This is a genomic window from Streptomyces sp. NPDC052496 (assembly GCF_040679095.1).
GTDB lineage: Bacteria > Actinomycetota > Actinomycetes > Streptomycetales > Streptomycetaceae > Streptomyces.
In genome coordinates this window covers 217,071-231,334 of the sequence record NZ_JBFAUH010000016.1, presented here as the reverse complement: position 1 = coordinate 231,334, position 14,264 = coordinate 217,071, and the positions used below count along the sequence as shown (strand labels likewise).

At 74.7% G+C, this 14,264-nt stretch carries 11 protein-coding genes and 2 pseudogenes; 8 read left to right on the top strand and 5 right to left on the bottom strand.

The features are described 5' to 3' along the window. Positions 1–21: 21 nt before the first annotated feature. Positions 22–645 carry a TIGR03086 family metal-binding protein gene (locus AB0L45_RS22635; RefSeq protein WP_365842582.1) on the bottom strand — a complete coding sequence of 208 codons (624 nt, stop codon included), beginning with the start codon at positions 643–645 and terminating at the stop codon, positions 22–24. A gap of 359 nt (positions 646–1,004) precedes the next feature. On the opposite strand from AB0L45_RS22635, the gene AB0L45_RS22630 reads away from it, so the two are divergent. After that, positions 1,005–2,555 carry an AMP-binding protein gene (locus AB0L45_RS22630; protein WP_365842580.1) on the top strand — a complete coding sequence of 517 codons (1,551 nt, stop codon included), beginning with the start codon at positions 1,005–1,007 and terminating at the stop codon, positions 2,553–2,555. Positions 2,556–2,566: 11 nt separating this feature from the next. Here AB0L45_RS22630 and AB0L45_RS22625 read toward each other — a convergent pair. Both AB0L45_RS22625 and AB0L45_RS22620 read right to left on the bottom strand, forming a co-directional pair. Then, positions 2,567–2,972: pseudogene (locus tag AB0L45_RS22625) on the bottom strand (LysR family transcriptional regulator substrate-binding protein); the annotation flags it as partial. 39 nt (positions 2,973–3,011) lie between these two features. Continuing rightward, positions 3,012–4,331, bottom strand: coding sequence for an aldehyde dehydrogenase family protein (locus AB0L45_RS22620; RefSeq protein ID WP_365842578.1), 1,320 nt, complete (start codon positions 4,329–4,331; stop codon positions 3,012–3,014). 153 nt (positions 4,332–4,484) lie between these two features. Between AB0L45_RS22620 and AB0L45_RS22615 the strand changes: the two genes are divergently transcribed. Next, on the top strand, positions 4,485–4,913 hold the full coding sequence (locus AB0L45_RS22615) for a MarR family transcriptional regulator (protein ID WP_365842576.1): 429 nt from the start codon (positions 4,485–4,487) through the stop codon (positions 4,911–4,913). Positions 4,914–5,094: 181 nt separating this feature from the next. Continuing rightward, positions 5,095–7,248: a restriction endonuclease gene (locus AB0L45_RS22610; RefSeq protein ID WP_365842574.1), complete on the top strand. Its 2,154-nt coding sequence runs from the start codon at positions 5,095–5,097 to the stop codon at positions 7,246–7,248. A gap of 303 nt (positions 7,249–7,551) precedes the next feature. Here the strand turns inward: AB0L45_RS22610 and AB0L45_RS22605 are convergent, their stop codons facing one another. Continuing rightward, positions 7,552–8,499, bottom strand: coding sequence for an aminoglycoside phosphotransferase family protein (locus AB0L45_RS22605; RefSeq protein WP_365842572.1), 948 nt, complete (start codon positions 8,497–8,499; stop codon positions 7,552–7,554). A gap of 197 nt (positions 8,500–8,696) precedes the next feature. Beyond that, positions 8,697–8,992, bottom strand: a pseudogene (locus AB0L45_RS22600) (alpha/beta hydrolase); the annotation flags it as partial. Positions 8,993–9,309: 317 nt separating this feature from the next. On the opposite strand from AB0L45_RS22600, the gene AB0L45_RS22595 reads away from it, so the two are divergent. The 5 genes from AB0L45_RS22595 (at position 9,310) to AB0L45_RS22575 (ending at position 14,245) form a co-directional block, all read left to right on the top strand. After that, entirely contained in the window at positions 9,310–10,488 is a 1,179-nt protein-coding gene (locus AB0L45_RS22595; protein ID WP_365842570.1) for a CapA family protein, read from the top strand. Between the two features lie 184 nt (positions 10,489–10,672). Next, complete coding sequence (locus tag AB0L45_RS22590) at positions 10,673–11,326, top strand: TetR/AcrR family transcriptional regulator (RefSeq protein ID WP_365842568.1); 654 nt, start codon at positions 10,673–10,675, stop codon at positions 11,324–11,326. A gap of 183 nt (positions 11,327–11,509) precedes the next feature. Next, positions 11,510–12,733, top strand: coding sequence for a cytochrome P450 (locus AB0L45_RS22585; protein ID WP_365842566.1), 1,224 nt, complete (start codon positions 11,510–11,512; stop codon positions 12,731–12,733). 43 nt (positions 12,734–12,776) lie between these two features. Further along, a complete protein-coding gene (locus tag AB0L45_RS22580) occupies positions 12,777–12,971 on the top strand; it encodes a ferredoxin (protein ID WP_030022493.1) in 195 nt (64 codons plus the stop codon). Next, a complete protein-coding gene (locus tag AB0L45_RS22575) occupies positions 12,968–14,245 on the top strand; it encodes an FAD-dependent oxidoreductase (protein WP_365842564.1) in 1,278 nt (425 codons plus the stop codon). The genes AB0L45_RS22580 and AB0L45_RS22575 overlap by 4 nt, the downstream gene beginning before the upstream one ends. Positions 14,246–14,264 lie beyond the last annotated feature (19 nt).

The following is a 14,264-nucleotide window of genomic DNA, read 5'->3' as shown; positions in this document are numbered from 1 at the left end:
GCCGCCCGGCGCCGGCGGGCTTCACGGCCGGCGGCCCAGCAGGCACAGCAGCCGGGTGAGGTCGTCGGCCCCGGGCGGCGGCGGCACGGGATCGGCGAACATCGGGGTCTCGGCGAGTTCGTCCGCGTACGGCTCGACCTCGCGCAGCGCGGCGGCCGCCAGCTCCTGCGGCAGGCGCTCGTCGGCGCGGATCGCGCGCGACAGGTCCCAGGAGTGGACCACCGCGTCCATCATCATCTGCGAGCAGTACGCGGCGGCCGTGCTGTCCCCCGACGACAGGTGGACCGTCCGGTCCAGCGCGCCGGGCTCGGAGAACGCCGTCACCGCGGCCACCGCCGCGCGGCCCCAGGCCCCGGCCGGGTCGGCACCGAGCTGGTCATCGTCGTACGCGTCCCCGACCTCCTCGATCGTGGCACCGTCGCGTACCAGCCGGGGCACCCACAGCTGCTCCACGGTCAGATGGCCGACCAGGTCGCGCACCGTCCACGCGGCGCACGGCGTCGGGTCGTCCCACTGGTCCTTGCGCACCCGGTGGACCCGGCTGCCGAACAGGGCGATGGCCTCGCCGTGCCGCCGCAGGATCTCGTGGTGATCATCGGCCCCTTCCGTATCGGGACCGTTCCTGTCCTTCTCGTGTCGGTTCATGCTCACCGAGGATAGGAGCGGGTACGGCGGTGACCGCGGTGCGACGCACGGTCGCGCTCCGGCGTGGTGCTGCCGTCGCGTTCCTGCCGGCGGCCCCTCGGCGGGACGGGCACCGGAGCACCGGTACCGGATCTCTGGCGCGATGCGGAGGGCCGGCGGCCGCATGACCGGCGTTCCTCGGACCTCACGCCCAGCCCGGCCCTCCGGTGCGCCGGGCGCACCGCTGTCTCTTGCGTGCCGCCGCCGGAACCGCACCGCGCCACACTGTCCCGAATCCGTACTGACACCCTGTCAGCACTCTGGCAGCCTGCCGGAACCGCCTGTTCAATGGGCGCGAGCCGCAACTGTCTGGAGACTGCATGGACGTCGCCGCCACGCCCCCCGCCATCCGCTGTGCCGGAGTGGAGCGCACCTACGCCGCGTTCCACGAACGGGCCGCCCGCATCGCCGCCGGGCTGCGCGCCCTGGGGGTCGGGCCCGGGGAGCGGATCGCGATCGTGCTGCGCAACGAGCCCGCACACCTGGAGATCGCCGCCGGGGCGGCCCGGCTGGGCGTCTCGGCCGTCCCCGTCAACTGGCACTTCCGCCACGACGAGCTGCGGCACGTGCTCACCGACAGCGACAGCAAGGTCGTCTTCGCGCACACCGACCTGCTCCCGGGCGTCGCCGCCGCCCTCCCGGACCGCGCCCGCCTCATCGAGGTGCCGGTGCCCGACGGCACGGCCGCCGCCTGCGGCTTCCCGCCCCCGCCGGTGACCGGCGACCACCCCCTCCTGGACACCTGGCTCGCCGGCCACCCGCCGCTCGCCGAGCAGGCCGCCCGCCGGCCGTCCACCGTCATCTACAGCTCGGGCACCACCGGCCGCCCCAAGGGGGTGCTGCGCGACCCGGTCGGCGAGGAGCAACTCGCCGAAGCGGTGACCAAGTTCTACGCGTACTTCGCCGTGCGGCCCGGCGGCCGCACCCTGATCCCCGCGCCGCTCTACCACGCCTCACCCAGCCAGCACGCCGTCCTCGCCCTCGCCGGCGGCCTGGACATCACCCTGATGCCGCGCTTCGACGCCGAGGAGTTCCTGCGGCTGGTCGAACGCCACCGCATCCAGCAGACGCAGCTGGTGCCGACCATGTTCGTACGGCTGCTGCGGCTGCCCAAGGAGGTCCGTGAGCGGTACGACCTGTCCTCGCTCACCTCCGTCGTGCACGCCGCCGCGCCCTGCCCGCCGCACATCAAGCACGCCATGATCGACTGGCTGGGCCCGGTGCTGCGGGAGTACTACGGCGGCAGCGAGACCGGCGCCGTGACCTGGTGCGACAGTCAGGAGTGGCTGACGCACCCCGGTACGGTCGGCCGGGCCGAGGGGACCTGCTCGGTGGTGGTGCTGGGCCCGGACGGCGCGGAACTGCCCACCGGCCGGACCGGTGAGATCTACATCAAGCCGTCCGACACCTGGCCGCAGTTCACCTATCTCGGTGACCCCGCCAAGCGCGCGGCGATGGAGGCCGGGCGGATGCCCGGCTACGTCACGATCGGCGACATCGGCCACCTCGACGCCGACGGCTACCTCTACCTCAGCGACCGCCGCAACGACCTGGTCATCTCCGGCGGCGTCAACATCTACCCGGCCGAGATCGAAGGCTGCCTGCTCGCCCTCGACGGACTGCGCGACGCGGCCGTCTTCGGCATCCCCGACGAGGAGTTCGGCGAAGCGCTCGCCGCACACGTCGAGCCCGAACCGGACGCCGGACTGACCGCCGAGGACGTACGGGCCCACGTCGCCGACCGGCTCGCCTCGTACAAGGTGCCCAGGACCGTGGTCTTCGAGGAGCGCCTGCCGCGCGACGAGTCCGGCAAGCTCTTCAAGCGGCGGCTGCGCGACCCGTACTGGGCCGGCCGCGACCGCGCGATCTGAACGGCCCGCAGACCGGACGCGATGGCCACGACCCGGCCGGCGGCGATCAGCTCGGACGTGTCCTCCAGCACGTCGAGGGAGGGACCGTCGGGCGCCGGACGCCCGTCGGGCCGGGGATCGATGTGCCAGTAGGCGTTCCCCTCCGCGTCGGCCTGCCGCAGGCGGGGCAGGGGCTCGTCGGCGATGTCGTCGAGGGGACGGACTCCTCGCCCGCGAGGCGGTGGCCGACCGGGACGAGCAGCACCCGGGGCTCGTCGTACAGCACCGACACGTGCAACCGGCCGGCCGGGAACGGCGAGCGGGCCACCAGCGCGTCCACCTGATGATCGAGCAGCGCTGTACGGAGCTCGGTGACGGCTCGGAGGCGGCCCGCGCACGCGCCGCGGCCTGCGCGGCGGAGCGCAGCAGCGCCTTGGCGCCGCGCAGGCCGCGGCGCGGCGGGCGGCGGTCCGTCCGTCAGGCCAGCGGCTTGGACAGGACGGCCTTGCGGTGGCTGAACGTCTCGATCGAGTACCGGCCGTGGTAGCGGCCCATGCCGCTCTCGCCGACCCCGCCGAACGGCAGGTCCGACACGGTCAGATGGGCGACCGGCAGGCCGAAGCCGAGGCCGCCCGAGGAGGTCTCCTCGGTCAGCCGGCGCCGCGTCTCCTCCGACTCCGTGAAGGCGTACAGCGCCAGCGGCTTGTCGCGGTCGTTGACGAAGCCGATGGCCGCGTCCAGGTCCGCGACCTCGACGACGGGCAGGATCGGCCCGAAGATCTCCTCCCGCATCACCGGCGCGTCGGGCGAGACGCCGCCGAGCACGGTCGGCGCGATGTACTTGCGGTCCCGGTCGTGCGTACCGCCGGTCACCGTGCGGCCCGAGCCGAGCAGACCGGTCAGCCGGTCGAAGTGCCGCTCGTTGACGATGCGGCTGTAGTTCGGCGCGGCGGCCGGGTCGTCGCCGTACAGCGCGGTGACGGCGCGGGCGAGGGCGGGCTCCAGGCGGGCCGCCGTCTCCGGGTCGGTCAGGACGTAGTCCGGCGCCACGCAGGTCTGGCCCGCGTTCAGGAACTTGCCGGCCACCAGCCGCGCGGCGACCGCGTCGGCGTCCGTACCGCGGTCCACGAAGGCGGGCGACTTGCCGCCCAGCTCCAGGGTGACCGGGGTCAGGTGCTCGGCCGCCGCGCGCATCACGATGCGGCCGACGGTGCCGTTGCCCGTGTAGAAGATGTGGTCGAAACGCTGCTCCAGCAGGGCCGTCGTCTCCGGGACGGCGCCCTCGACCACCGCGACCGCGTCCGGATCCAGGTAGCGGGGGAGCAGGCGGGCCACGGCGGCGGAGGTGGCGGGCGCCAGCTCGCTGGGCTTGGCGACCACGCAGTTGCCGGAGGCCAGGGCGCCGACCATGGGCGCGAGCAGCAGTTGCAGGGGGTAGTTCCAGGGGGCGATGACCAGGACGACGCCCAGCGGGTCGAAGACCGTCCAGGCTTCCGCGCCGCTGAGGTGCGGCGGCACCGGCGCGGGCTCGGGCCGCAGCCACTCCGCCAGGTGGCCGAGGGTGTGGTCGATCTCGCGCAGCGTGAAGTCGATCTCGGTGCGGTACGCCTCGGCCTCCCCCTTGCCCAGGTCCTCGTGCAGGGCCGCGGCGAGGTCCTTGCCGTGCTCGGTGAGCAGGGCGCGCAGCCGCCGCAGCTGGTCGGTGCGCCACTCCAGGGGAGCGGTGCGGCCGGTGCGGAAGGTGGCGCGCAGCCGCGCGACCACGGCGTCCGGCTGCTCGGGGGTGCTGCTGGTCATGGTGGTGTCTCCGATGCGTACGGGTTGACCGGGCCGGGCGGCGGGGGCTGAGGGCCCGGCCCGGAGCCGTTCGCTTGACAAGGTCAAGCACCGGCTTCGTTCCATGTAAATACCAACAATTGCTGAAGTCAAGTAACCCGCTATGCTGGCCATGTGTCCGACACCGACCGGCCCACCTCCGACGACCTCCTCCCGCCGTTCGCCGGCGTGGTCCGCGGTTACTACGACGACCTCGCCGCCGCCGCGCTGCGGCACGGCCTGAGCACCGCGCAGGCCCGCGCGCTCATCGCCCTGGAGGAGCCGCTGTCGATGAGCGCGCTCGCCGGCCACCTCGTCTGCGACGCCTCGAACGCCACCCGGCTCATCGCCCGCATGCAGGAGCGCGGGCTGGTACGGCGGGAGGCCGCGCCCCAGGACCGCCGGAGCAAGGTGGTCACCGCCACCGAGGAGGGCCGGGCGCTCGCCCTGCGGGTGCGCGCCGACATGCACGCCGTGCGCGGCGCGCTGGAAGCGCTCACGCCCGCGGAGCGCGCCGCGCTGCTGCCCCTGCTGGAACGCCTGCGTACGCTCCTGGGCCGCTGAGGCGCGGCCGGCCGGTCCGCCGCTTCGGCTCACCCCGGCCCCGCCCGGCCCGGCCCGTCGGGGGCGACCCGTCGGGGGTCGACCCGTCGGGATCCCGCTAAAGTCGGATGAATACCCGCTGGTGGATGGGCCGGTGCGGGCTGTTCGGGGTGGGCTGCCCCGGGGGAGGACGTAGATCCACATGAGTCGCCGCTCCAACGGATTAGTGGCCGTCTGGGCCGAGGCGCAGCGGCAGCAGCAGCGCCGCCAGGAGGCTCAGCGGCGGGCCGGCGAACAGGCCCGCCGCGACCAGGAGCGGCAGCAGCGCGACACCGAGCGCGCCATGGCCCGTATGCAGCGCGAACGGCAGACCGCGTACCGGCAGCACCGCGAGGCCGACGCCCGCCGCCGCACCGAGGAGCTGGAAGCGCGCATGGCCGAGCTGTCCGGCCTGCTGGCCGACGGCTGCCGGGCCCCGGCCTTCAGCCCCGGCACGCTGCGCCGTCCCGAGTACGTCGAGCCGTTCGCGCCCGGCCGGCTCGCCGTCCCCGTACCGATGCCCGACCCGGCCGCCTACCAGCCGCAGGCCACCGGCTGGGACCTCGGCGGCGCCCGCCGCGCGCAGGCGCAGGAGGAGGCCAGGGCGCGTTACGCACACGACTGGCACGCCGCGCAGGCCGCGGAGGCGCAGCGCCTGCGTCAACTGGAGGAGTACCGGCGGCAGTACGACCAGTGGGCCGCCGGGCAGCTCGCGCAGACCAGGAGCCACAACGCCGCGGTCGAGGAACTGCTCACGGGGCTGCGCTCCGGCGACCCCGATGCGGTGGTGGAGTACTTCTCCGCCGCGCTGTACGCCGCCACCGGCCGCCCGGAAGGCTTCCCGCGCCGTGTCCGGGCCGCCTACGACCCGGCGGCCCGCCAGCTCGTACTGGACTGGGAACTGCCCGGCTTCGACATCGTGCCCGCGGCCAAGGCGGTGCGCTACCTGTACGCGGCCGACCAGGACAAGGACGTCGCCCGGCCGGTGACCCAGCGGCGGGCGGCCTACCGTGACGTGCTGGCCCAGTCCGTCCTGCTGGTGGTGCACGACCTGTTCGCGGCGGACCCGTCCCGCACGCTCGACTCGGTGGTGGTCAACGGCTTCGTCGACGACGTGGACCCGGCCACCGGACGCCCCGCGCAGATCTGTCTGGCCACCGTCACCGCTCCCAGGGACACCTTCGGGGAACTGCACCTGGCACAGGTCAGCGCCGTGGACTGCCTCACCGGCGCCCTGCCCGGGCAGCTGTCCGCGCGCCCCGACCAGCGGGCCGCGGTCCGGCCGGCGCGGCAGCCCGGCGACGTCGGCGGCGGTGTGGTCACCCACGGCGGCGCGGCGGAACCGGACCTGTTCACCATGGACCCGATCGCCTTCGAGGACCTGGTCGCCGAGCTGTTCCGCGCGATGGGGATGCAGGCCCTGACGACCCGGCGGTCCGGGGACGGCGGGGTGGACGTGGACGCGCTGGACTCCGACCCCATCCGCGGTGGCAAGATCATCGTGCAGGTGAAGCGCTACCGCAACACCGTCCCGCCGACCGCCGTACGCGACCTGTTCGGCACCGTCCAGTCCGAAGGCGCCAACAAGGGCGTCCTGGTGACCACGTCCCGCTTCGGCCCCGGCGCCCACGCCTTCGCCAACGGCAAACCGCTGACCCTGATCAGCGGGTCCGAACTGGTCGACCTGCTGGCCCGCCACGGCCTGCGCGGCCGTCTCGGCCCCGCCCCGGTCCCGGACCGGCGGCAGGCACCCGCCGGGGAGGACGACGACGCGACGCGCCCGGAGCAGACCCCGCACCCGGACCCGGGCTCCGGCCCGGCCCCGGCCACCGACTCCGGCAGCGTCCTCGGCATGAACTGGTCCGGCAGCGTCTCCCTCGACGTCTGCGCGCTGGTCTGCCAGGGCAACCGCGTACTGAGCGACGACCACTTCGTCTTCTACAACAACCCGCGCACCCCGGACGGCACGGTACGGATGCTGGCCGGCTTCGCCCCCGACCGGGCCGCCGTACAGGTGGCCTTCGACGCGCTGCCCGCCACCGCGGACCGGCTCGTCCTCGTCGCGGCCGTCGACCCCGAGACCGACCCGCACGCGGACCTGTCCGGCTTCACCGACGCGTGCATCCGCCTCGTCGACCCGTCCGGCACCGAACTCGGGCAGCTGGAGGTCTCGGACGGCCGCGGCGGCGAGACGGCGCTGGTCCTCGGCTCCTTCCGCCGGCGCGCCAACGGCGACTGGGACTTCGTCCTCGGCGGCAAGGGCTACCCGGGCGGCCTGGAGGCGCTGGTGCAGGAGTTCGGGATCGAGGTCGCCTGACCCGCGGCGAGGGGGGACCGCCAGGTCTTCCTGCGGAGCGCGGAGGGGCTGCTCACGCGTGAGGCGGACGTCCTGCGGCTGCTCGCCGCCACGGACGCGCCGGCGGCGGCAACTGGGGCGCGACGGCCTGGCCCCGGCCCTGCTGGCGAGCAGGCTGGGGTCCGGTTCGGTCGCGGGCGGCTCAGCGTGGAGGCACCCTCGCGTGATCGTGGGCGACCGCCGAAGTCCCGGTGAAGGCAGCTGCCAGCACGGCCCTGTCGAAGGTGCGTTTCCCGGGCCGAGTGGCTTCTCGTACCGGCCGTTTCACAGCCCCGCCAGATCGGCCAGTACCGCCGCCACCTCCAGCTCTTCCGCTCCGTCCGGTACTTCACCGTGGGCGGCGCACCACAGCGCGTTCTCCACGGTGCGGGCCGCCGCCCAGGCCGGCAGGCGGGCCGGGTCCTCGCCGAGGGCGTCGGCCACCAGCGCGAAGCGTTCGCGCAGGACCGGGCGCGGGTCGTCGTACTCGAAGGGGTCGTCGATCTGCTCCAGCAGCGGCCAGGGGTCGTAACCGGGGTCGCCGACCATGGACTTGGGGTCGATGGCCAGCCACGGCCGGCGGCGCGCGGCGAGCACGTTGCCGGGGTTGAAGTCGCCGTGCACCACGACCTCGCGGGTGGCGGTGGCGGGCAGGTCGCGCAGCAGCCGGGCGCCGAGCCGGACCAGACCGGGGTCGTAGCCGGGCCGGATGCGGGCCATGCGTTCCTCGATCGTGTCGGCCCATTCGGCGCACACGTCGGCGACCCGCTCCAGTTCGCCGTCCGGTGGTGCGGGCGCGGCCCACAGGTCGCGCAGCACGCCGGCGCCCAGCAGCAGCCGTTCGGCCGCGGGGAGCGGGCTGTCGCCCAGTTCTTCGCCCGGTGTGCAGCGTTCGATCAGCAGCGCGTACCGCTCCCGGTCGTGGCGCAGCAGCCGTACGGCGCCGCTCCCGCCCCACGCGCGCAGGGCCGGGGCCTCCCCGGCGGCCTCGCGGTGCGGCCAGGTGACCTTGAGCACCGCCTCGCCGCCGTCCGGGAGCCGCACGGGGGCGACCCACGAGCAGCTGCCGCCGTGCAGGGGCGGACCGAGGCGCAGGTCCCACTGCTCCTGCACGGCCCGGACGGTGGCGGGCAGCCGGTCCAGCCAGGCACGCCCGTCCGCGGTGCGGCCCACGGTGGCGTACACGGGGAGGCCGGCGGGGAAGAGGTCGTCACTCAGGGGAGGGCGGGTCATCCGGGTACCTTAAGGCGGATCGTCCGCGCGGCGGGACGGGGCGCCGTGCGGCGCCTGTGGGGGCGCTCGGCACCGTCTCAAGGGGCTGTCAGGCTCCCGGGTGCCGACCGGCCCGCGGCCGGTGCAGGTGCCGGGTGAAGAACTGGGCCGCGGCGTCCCCCGCGGACTGCGGGACACCGGTGTGCCCGCCCATGCGCCGCCCGGCGAAGGCCGGCGCGGGCCCGGTCGAGGGCGGGCCGACCGGGCCGGTCGCCGCTTCCGGGGAGCTCGACGGTGGCCGTGGCGAAGCCCTGCGCCGCGGAGTGCCGGGCCCGGGCCACCAGCCGGGGGCGCGTCGTGCGTAGCCCGAGCGTGGGGTGGCCGAGCAGGATCAGTGGTACCGGCGCGGATGCGGATGCGGCTTCGGGCGTCCGCAGGATGCCGGGGATCCCGTCGAGGGTGAGGGCGCGCTCGACGACGCCTCGTCGAGGCGCTGTTCCGTGGTGATGCGCATGGCCGTGCCTTTCGGGAGGGCGCTGGAACGGCGCTCCCGGACGGCCTGTCGCCCGACCGTGACCCCGGAGGAGAGCCCCCATGTCGAAACGTTCACGGGTACCACCTCCTCGTCCTTTCGCACGGCCGCCGGAAAAAGCAGCAGGGGCCGCCCTGGGGGACCAACAGGTTTTCGCGGTGCCGCGCGGTCCGGATTATGCGGCCCGGGCCGCTTCGCGCGAGCCGGTGCGCCCCGGTCGGGCGGTGGCGGGGGACCACCGGGGTCGGCGGGCGTATTAATCGGTTTATTGCTGCATTCGGGCTGTTATGCGTGGATGCATGAACCAGTACCGACCGTACGGCGTCGCCCTGCTCCTCATAGCCCTGGCCGTGAGCTGCGCGCCCCAGCAGGAGACCGGACGGCCGGCGCGCCCCGCCTCCGGTCCGGACGGCCGTACGCCCGCCCCCGCGACCGGCGTGCCGCAGCACTCCGGCCACCGGGCCTCCGCGGGCTTCACCCTCGCCGCGTCCGGGGACGTCATCGCCTCGTACCCGTCCGTGCTGGAGACGGCGCGCCAGGACGCCGGAGGCGGCGGCTACGACTACCGGGCCATCCTCGCCGGGGTGAAACCCGTGATCGAGGGGGCCGATCTGGCGATCTGCCACCTGGAGACACCGTTCGGTCCCGAGGGCGGGCCGTTCACCGGCTACCCCGCCTTCAAGGCGCCGCCCCAGGTGGCCGACGCGCTCAAGGCCACCGGGTACGACTCCTGCTCCACGGCCTCCAACCACACCCTCGACGACGGCGCCGAAGGCGTCCGGCGCACCCTCGACACGCTGGACCGGGCCGGGATCAAGCACACCGGCTCGGCCCGGGACGCCGCCGAGGCCGGCCGGCCCGCGCTGCTGAAGGCGCCCGGCGGGGCGCGCGTGGCCCAGCTCTCGTACACGTACGGCACCAACGGCGTGCCGCAGCCGGCGGGCAAGCCGTGGACGGTCCGCGTCATCGACGCCGGGAAGATCGTCGCGGACGCGCGGGCCGCCCGCCGGGCCGGCGCCGACGTCGTCGTGGTCAGCCCGCACTGGGGCACCGAGTACCGGACCGAACCGGACGAGCAGCAGCTCAAGGTCGCCAAGGCGCTCACGGAAGCGCACACCGGCGGCCGGCCCGACATCGACCTCGTCGTCGGCACCCACGCGCACACCCCGCAGCCGTACGAGAAGCTGAACGGCACCTGGGTGGTTTACGGCATGGGCGACCAGATCGCCGGGATCATGGAGAGCCCGCGCGGCAACTGGGGCACCATCGCCCGCTTCCGCTTCGAGCCGCCCGCGAAGGAGGGGGAGCGCTGGCGGGTCACCAAGGCCGAGTACATTCCCCAGCTCTCCGCCCACGGGCCGCCGCTGCGCATGGTCAATCTCGCCGCCACCGGGGACCGTTCCGTTGTACGGGAAGGCATCCGCGAGGCGGTTCTCAGCCGGGGAGCGGCGGGCGCCGGGCTCACGATGGGCCGGTGACGGGGGAGCGGCCGGGACGTCACGGTGCCCCCGGAGGGAGACGGCGGGTACGGGCGCCTTCCGCGATGTGAAACCCTGAAGGCCGGCCCGGACCGGTCGTGAGCACCACGGACACGGGCGCGCCGGGCGGCTGCCCCGCCCGGCGGTCGACAGCGGTGCGGGACGCGGAAGGGGCGTGACGGCGGTGGGTGAGAGTGCGGCCGTACGGTCCCGCAATCCGCGCGGGCAGGGCGAGCGCCTGCGCGAGGAACTGCTGCGCGCCACCGAACGCCTCCTCGAAGAGGTCGGCAGCGAGGACGCCCTGTCGCTGCGCGCCGTGGCCCGCGAGGCGGGCGTCGCCGCTCCCAGCATCTACCGGCACTTCGCCGACAAGACCGAGCTGGTCTGGGCCGCGCTGGAGGTCAGCTACGAGCGGCTGCGGGCGGCGATGGCGGAGGCGTCGGCAGCGGCGGACACCGACGACCCCGTGGACCTGCTCCGCGCCCAGCTGCGCGCGTACTGCCGGTACGCCGTGGACCACCCCGCCAAGTACCGACTGCTGTACGAGACCCGGCAGACGCCGGTCGAACCGGAGCGGCTGGCCGGCCACCCGGCGGGGCGCCTGGTGCGCGGCCTGCACGACGCCCTCACCGCGTGCGAGACCGCGGGGTGGCGGGTGCGCGGCACCCGCGAGGAGGCGCCGTACGTGCTGTGGTCCGCGGTGCACGGCCGGGTCATGCTGTGGCAGGTCATGCCCAGCCGCAAGGACGCCGGACGGCTGTACCGCTACGTGGACGAGATCCTGCACCTGCTGATGGAGCGGGACGGCTCGCCGGACGGACCGGGCGAGAACCGCTGAACCCGGGCGCTTCGGGAGCGCCCCGGCCATTTCCGGCACCCCCGCCGACGTGGCGTGCCGTTCACCGGACACCACCCCCACCCCCACCGTCGCACCCGTGGATTACGCATGTAAGTTTACGGGCGTTAGGTGAACGTCCGACACAGGGCGCACGCCCCTGCCCGCGTGCTCCCAAGGAGCGACATGACCCCCTCTCCCACTGCCCCCGCCGCCGCGCCGGCGCTCCCCGTGCAGCCGCCGCAGGGCTGCCCGTTCGACCCGCCCGCCGAGTTCGCGCGGCTGCGCACCGAGGCGCCGCTGTCGAAGATCTCGCTGCCGGACGGCACCGAAGCCTGGCTGGCCACCCGGTACGCCGACATCCGCGCCATCCTCGGCGACACCCGCTTCAGCTCCGACACCACCCGCCCCGGCTACCCGCTGAGCGGCATGACCGGCGGCGCCACCACCGAGCACCGCGGCTTCATCCGCATGGACCCGCCCGAGCACACCCGGCTGCGCCGCATGGTCACCCGGGAGTTCATGGTCAAGCGCGTCGAGGCGATGCGCCCCGAGATCCAGCGCCTGACCGACGAGCTGTGCGACGCCATGGAGCAGCGCGCCGGCCAGGACGTGGACCTCGTCGAGGCGCTCGCGCTGCCGGTGCCCTCGCTCGTCATCAGCCTGCTGCTCGGCGTCCCGTACGCCGACCACGAGCTGTTCCAGCAGCTCACCGGCACCCTGCTGTCCCGTACGGTCACCCACGAGGAGCGGGAGAGCGCGCGGGCCGAACTCCGCTCCTACCTGCACCAGCTGGTGAGCGCCAAGGAGGCCGCGCCCGGCGACGACATCCTCGGCCGCCTGATCGCCGAGCAGCAGGTCCCGGGCGAGATCACCCACGACGACGTGGTGGCCTTCGCCGGGCTGCTGCTCATCGCGGGCCACGAGACCACCGCCAACATGATCGGCCTGAGCGCGCTCACCCTGATGCGCGACCGGGAGACCGCGGACCGGCTGCGCGCCGAGCCCGCCCTGATCCGCGGCGCCGTCGAGGAGCTGCTGCGCTTCCACAGCATCATCCGCAACGGGCCGCGCCGCGCCGCCACCGAGGACATCGAGATCGGCGGGCAGCTCATCCGGGCCGGGGAGGGCGTGGTGGTGGCCGTGCCGTCCGCCAACCGCGACCCGGAGGTCTTCGAGGACCCCGACGCGCTCGACGTGTGCCGCCCCAACGCCCAGCACCACGTCGCCTTCGGCTACGGCATCCACCAGTGCCTCGGCCAGGCCCTGGCCCGCGTCGAACTCCAGGTCGTCATCGGCACCCTGCTGCGCCGCTTCCCGGAGCTGCGGCCCGCGGTCCCCCTGGACGAGATCCCGTTCCGCAGCGACATGGCGATCTACGGCTGCCACGCCCTGCCCGTCACCTGGTGACACCCCTCTTCCCCGCCCCGCCTGCCCTCAGGAGACTCCTGCCATGAACATCACTCTCGACGCCGACAAGTGCTGCGCCGCCGGTCAGTGCGTGCTGATCGCCCCCGACGTCTTCGACCAGCGTGACGAGGACGGCGTGGTCGTCCTCCTGGACGCCGCGCCGCCCGCCGACCAGCACGACATGGTCCGCGAGGCCGCCGCCATCTGCCCGGCCGCCGTCATCCAGGTCCACGAGTGAGCCCCCGCCGCATCGCCGTCGTGGGCGCCTCGGCGGCGGGACTCGCCGCCGCCGAGGCCCTGCGCCGCTTCGGCTGGACCGGCACCCTGACCCTCGTCGGGGACGAGCCGCACCCGCCGTACGACCGGCCGCCGCTGTCCAAGCAGCTCCTCCAGGGCGCCTGGCAGCCCGACAAGCTCCACCTGCGCGCCGCCGACCAGCTCGACGCGCTCGACCTCGACCTGCGCCTGGGCACCCGGGCGACCGGCCTGGACACCGCGACCCGCACCCTGACCCTGGACAGCGGCGAGCGGCTGGCCTGCGACGGTGTGATCGTCGCGACCGGTGTCGCGGCCCGCACCCTCCCGGAGGCGGCCGGACTGGACGGGGTGCACACGCTGCGCACCCTGGAGGACGCCCTCGCCCTCAAGGAGCGGCTGTCCGGCACGGGCCGGCGCCTCGTGGTCGTCGGCAACGGCGTGCTGGGCTGCGAGGCCGCGGCCGTGGCGCGCGAGCTGGGCCACGAGGTCACGCTCGTCGGACGCGAGGCGCTGCCGATGGCCCGCACGGTCGGGCCGCAGATCGGCGAGCTGCTGGCGGCCGAGCACCAGGAGCGCGGCGTGGCGCTGCGTACCGCCGCTGTGGACGGCTTCGAGGCGGACGGGGACGGGCCGGCGCGGCACGTGACCGCCGTACGGCTGGCCGACGGTACCCGGCTGCCCGCCGACACCGTCCTCGTCGCCATCGGCTCCGAGCCCGCCGTCGGCTGGCTGCGCGCCGACCCGGCCCTGGACACCACCGACGGCCTGCGCTGCGACGCGTACTGCGCGGCCGCGCCCGGCGTCTACGCCGCCGGTGACGTGGCCCGCTGGCAGCACCCGGTGCACGGGCGCGAGCTGCGCGTCGAGCACCGGATGAACGCCACCGAGCAGGGCATGGCCGCCGCCCGCAACCTCCTCGCCGAGCTGGCGGAGACGCCGGCGGGGGAGGAGGCACTGGCCCCCGCCGCGGGCCGCGAGCGCCGTCCGTTCACGCCGGTGCCGTACTTCTGGTCCGACCAGTACGGCCTGAAGATCCAGGCGTACGGCGTGCTCGGCGGCGCCGACCGGTCCGAGGCCACCGTCCTGGACCCGGACTCCAGGAAGGCCGTCGCCCTCTACGGGCGGGACGGCCAGGCCACCGGCGTCCTGGCGATCGGGGTGCCGCCCCGCCAGGTCAGGGGCCTGCGGGCGCTGATCGCGACGCCCGCGCCCTGGGAAGAGGCCCGCGAGGGCGTACGCAACGCCCTCGCGTGACGGCTGCCGCGGGCCCGCC

Excerpts from the sequence above, each read along its gene's own strand:
- AB0L45_RS22635 (WP_365842582.1), bottom strand. The coding sequence starts at position 645 with ATGAACCGACACGAGAAGGACAGGAACGGTCCCGATACGGAAGGGGCC.
- AB0L45_RS22630 (WP_365842580.1), top strand. The coding sequence starts at position 1,005 with ATGGACGTCGCCGCCACGCCCCCCGCCATCCGCTGTGCCGGAGTGGAG.
- AB0L45_RS22620 (WP_365842578.1), bottom strand. The coding sequence starts at position 4,331 with ATGACCAGCAGCACCCCCGAGCAGCCGGACGCCGTGGTCGCGCGGCTG.
- AB0L45_RS22610 (WP_365842574.1), top strand. The coding sequence starts at position 5,095 with ATGAGTCGCCGCTCCAACGGATTAGTGGCCGTCTGGGCCGAGGCGCAG.
- AB0L45_RS22605 (WP_365842572.1), bottom strand. The coding sequence starts at position 8,499 with ATGACCCGCCCTCCCCTGAGTGACGACCTCTTCCCCGCCGGCCTCCCC.
- AB0L45_RS22595 (WP_365842570.1), top strand. The coding sequence starts at position 9,310 with ATGAACCAGTACCGACCGTACGGCGTCGCCCTGCTCCTCATAGCCCTG.
- AB0L45_RS22585 (WP_365842566.1), top strand. The coding sequence starts at position 11,510 with ATGACCCCCTCTCCCACTGCCCCCGCCGCCGCGCCGGCGCTCCCCGTG.
- AB0L45_RS22580 (WP_030022493.1), top strand. The coding sequence starts at position 12,777 with ATGAACATCACTCTCGACGCCGACAAGTGCTGCGCCGCCGGTCAGTGC.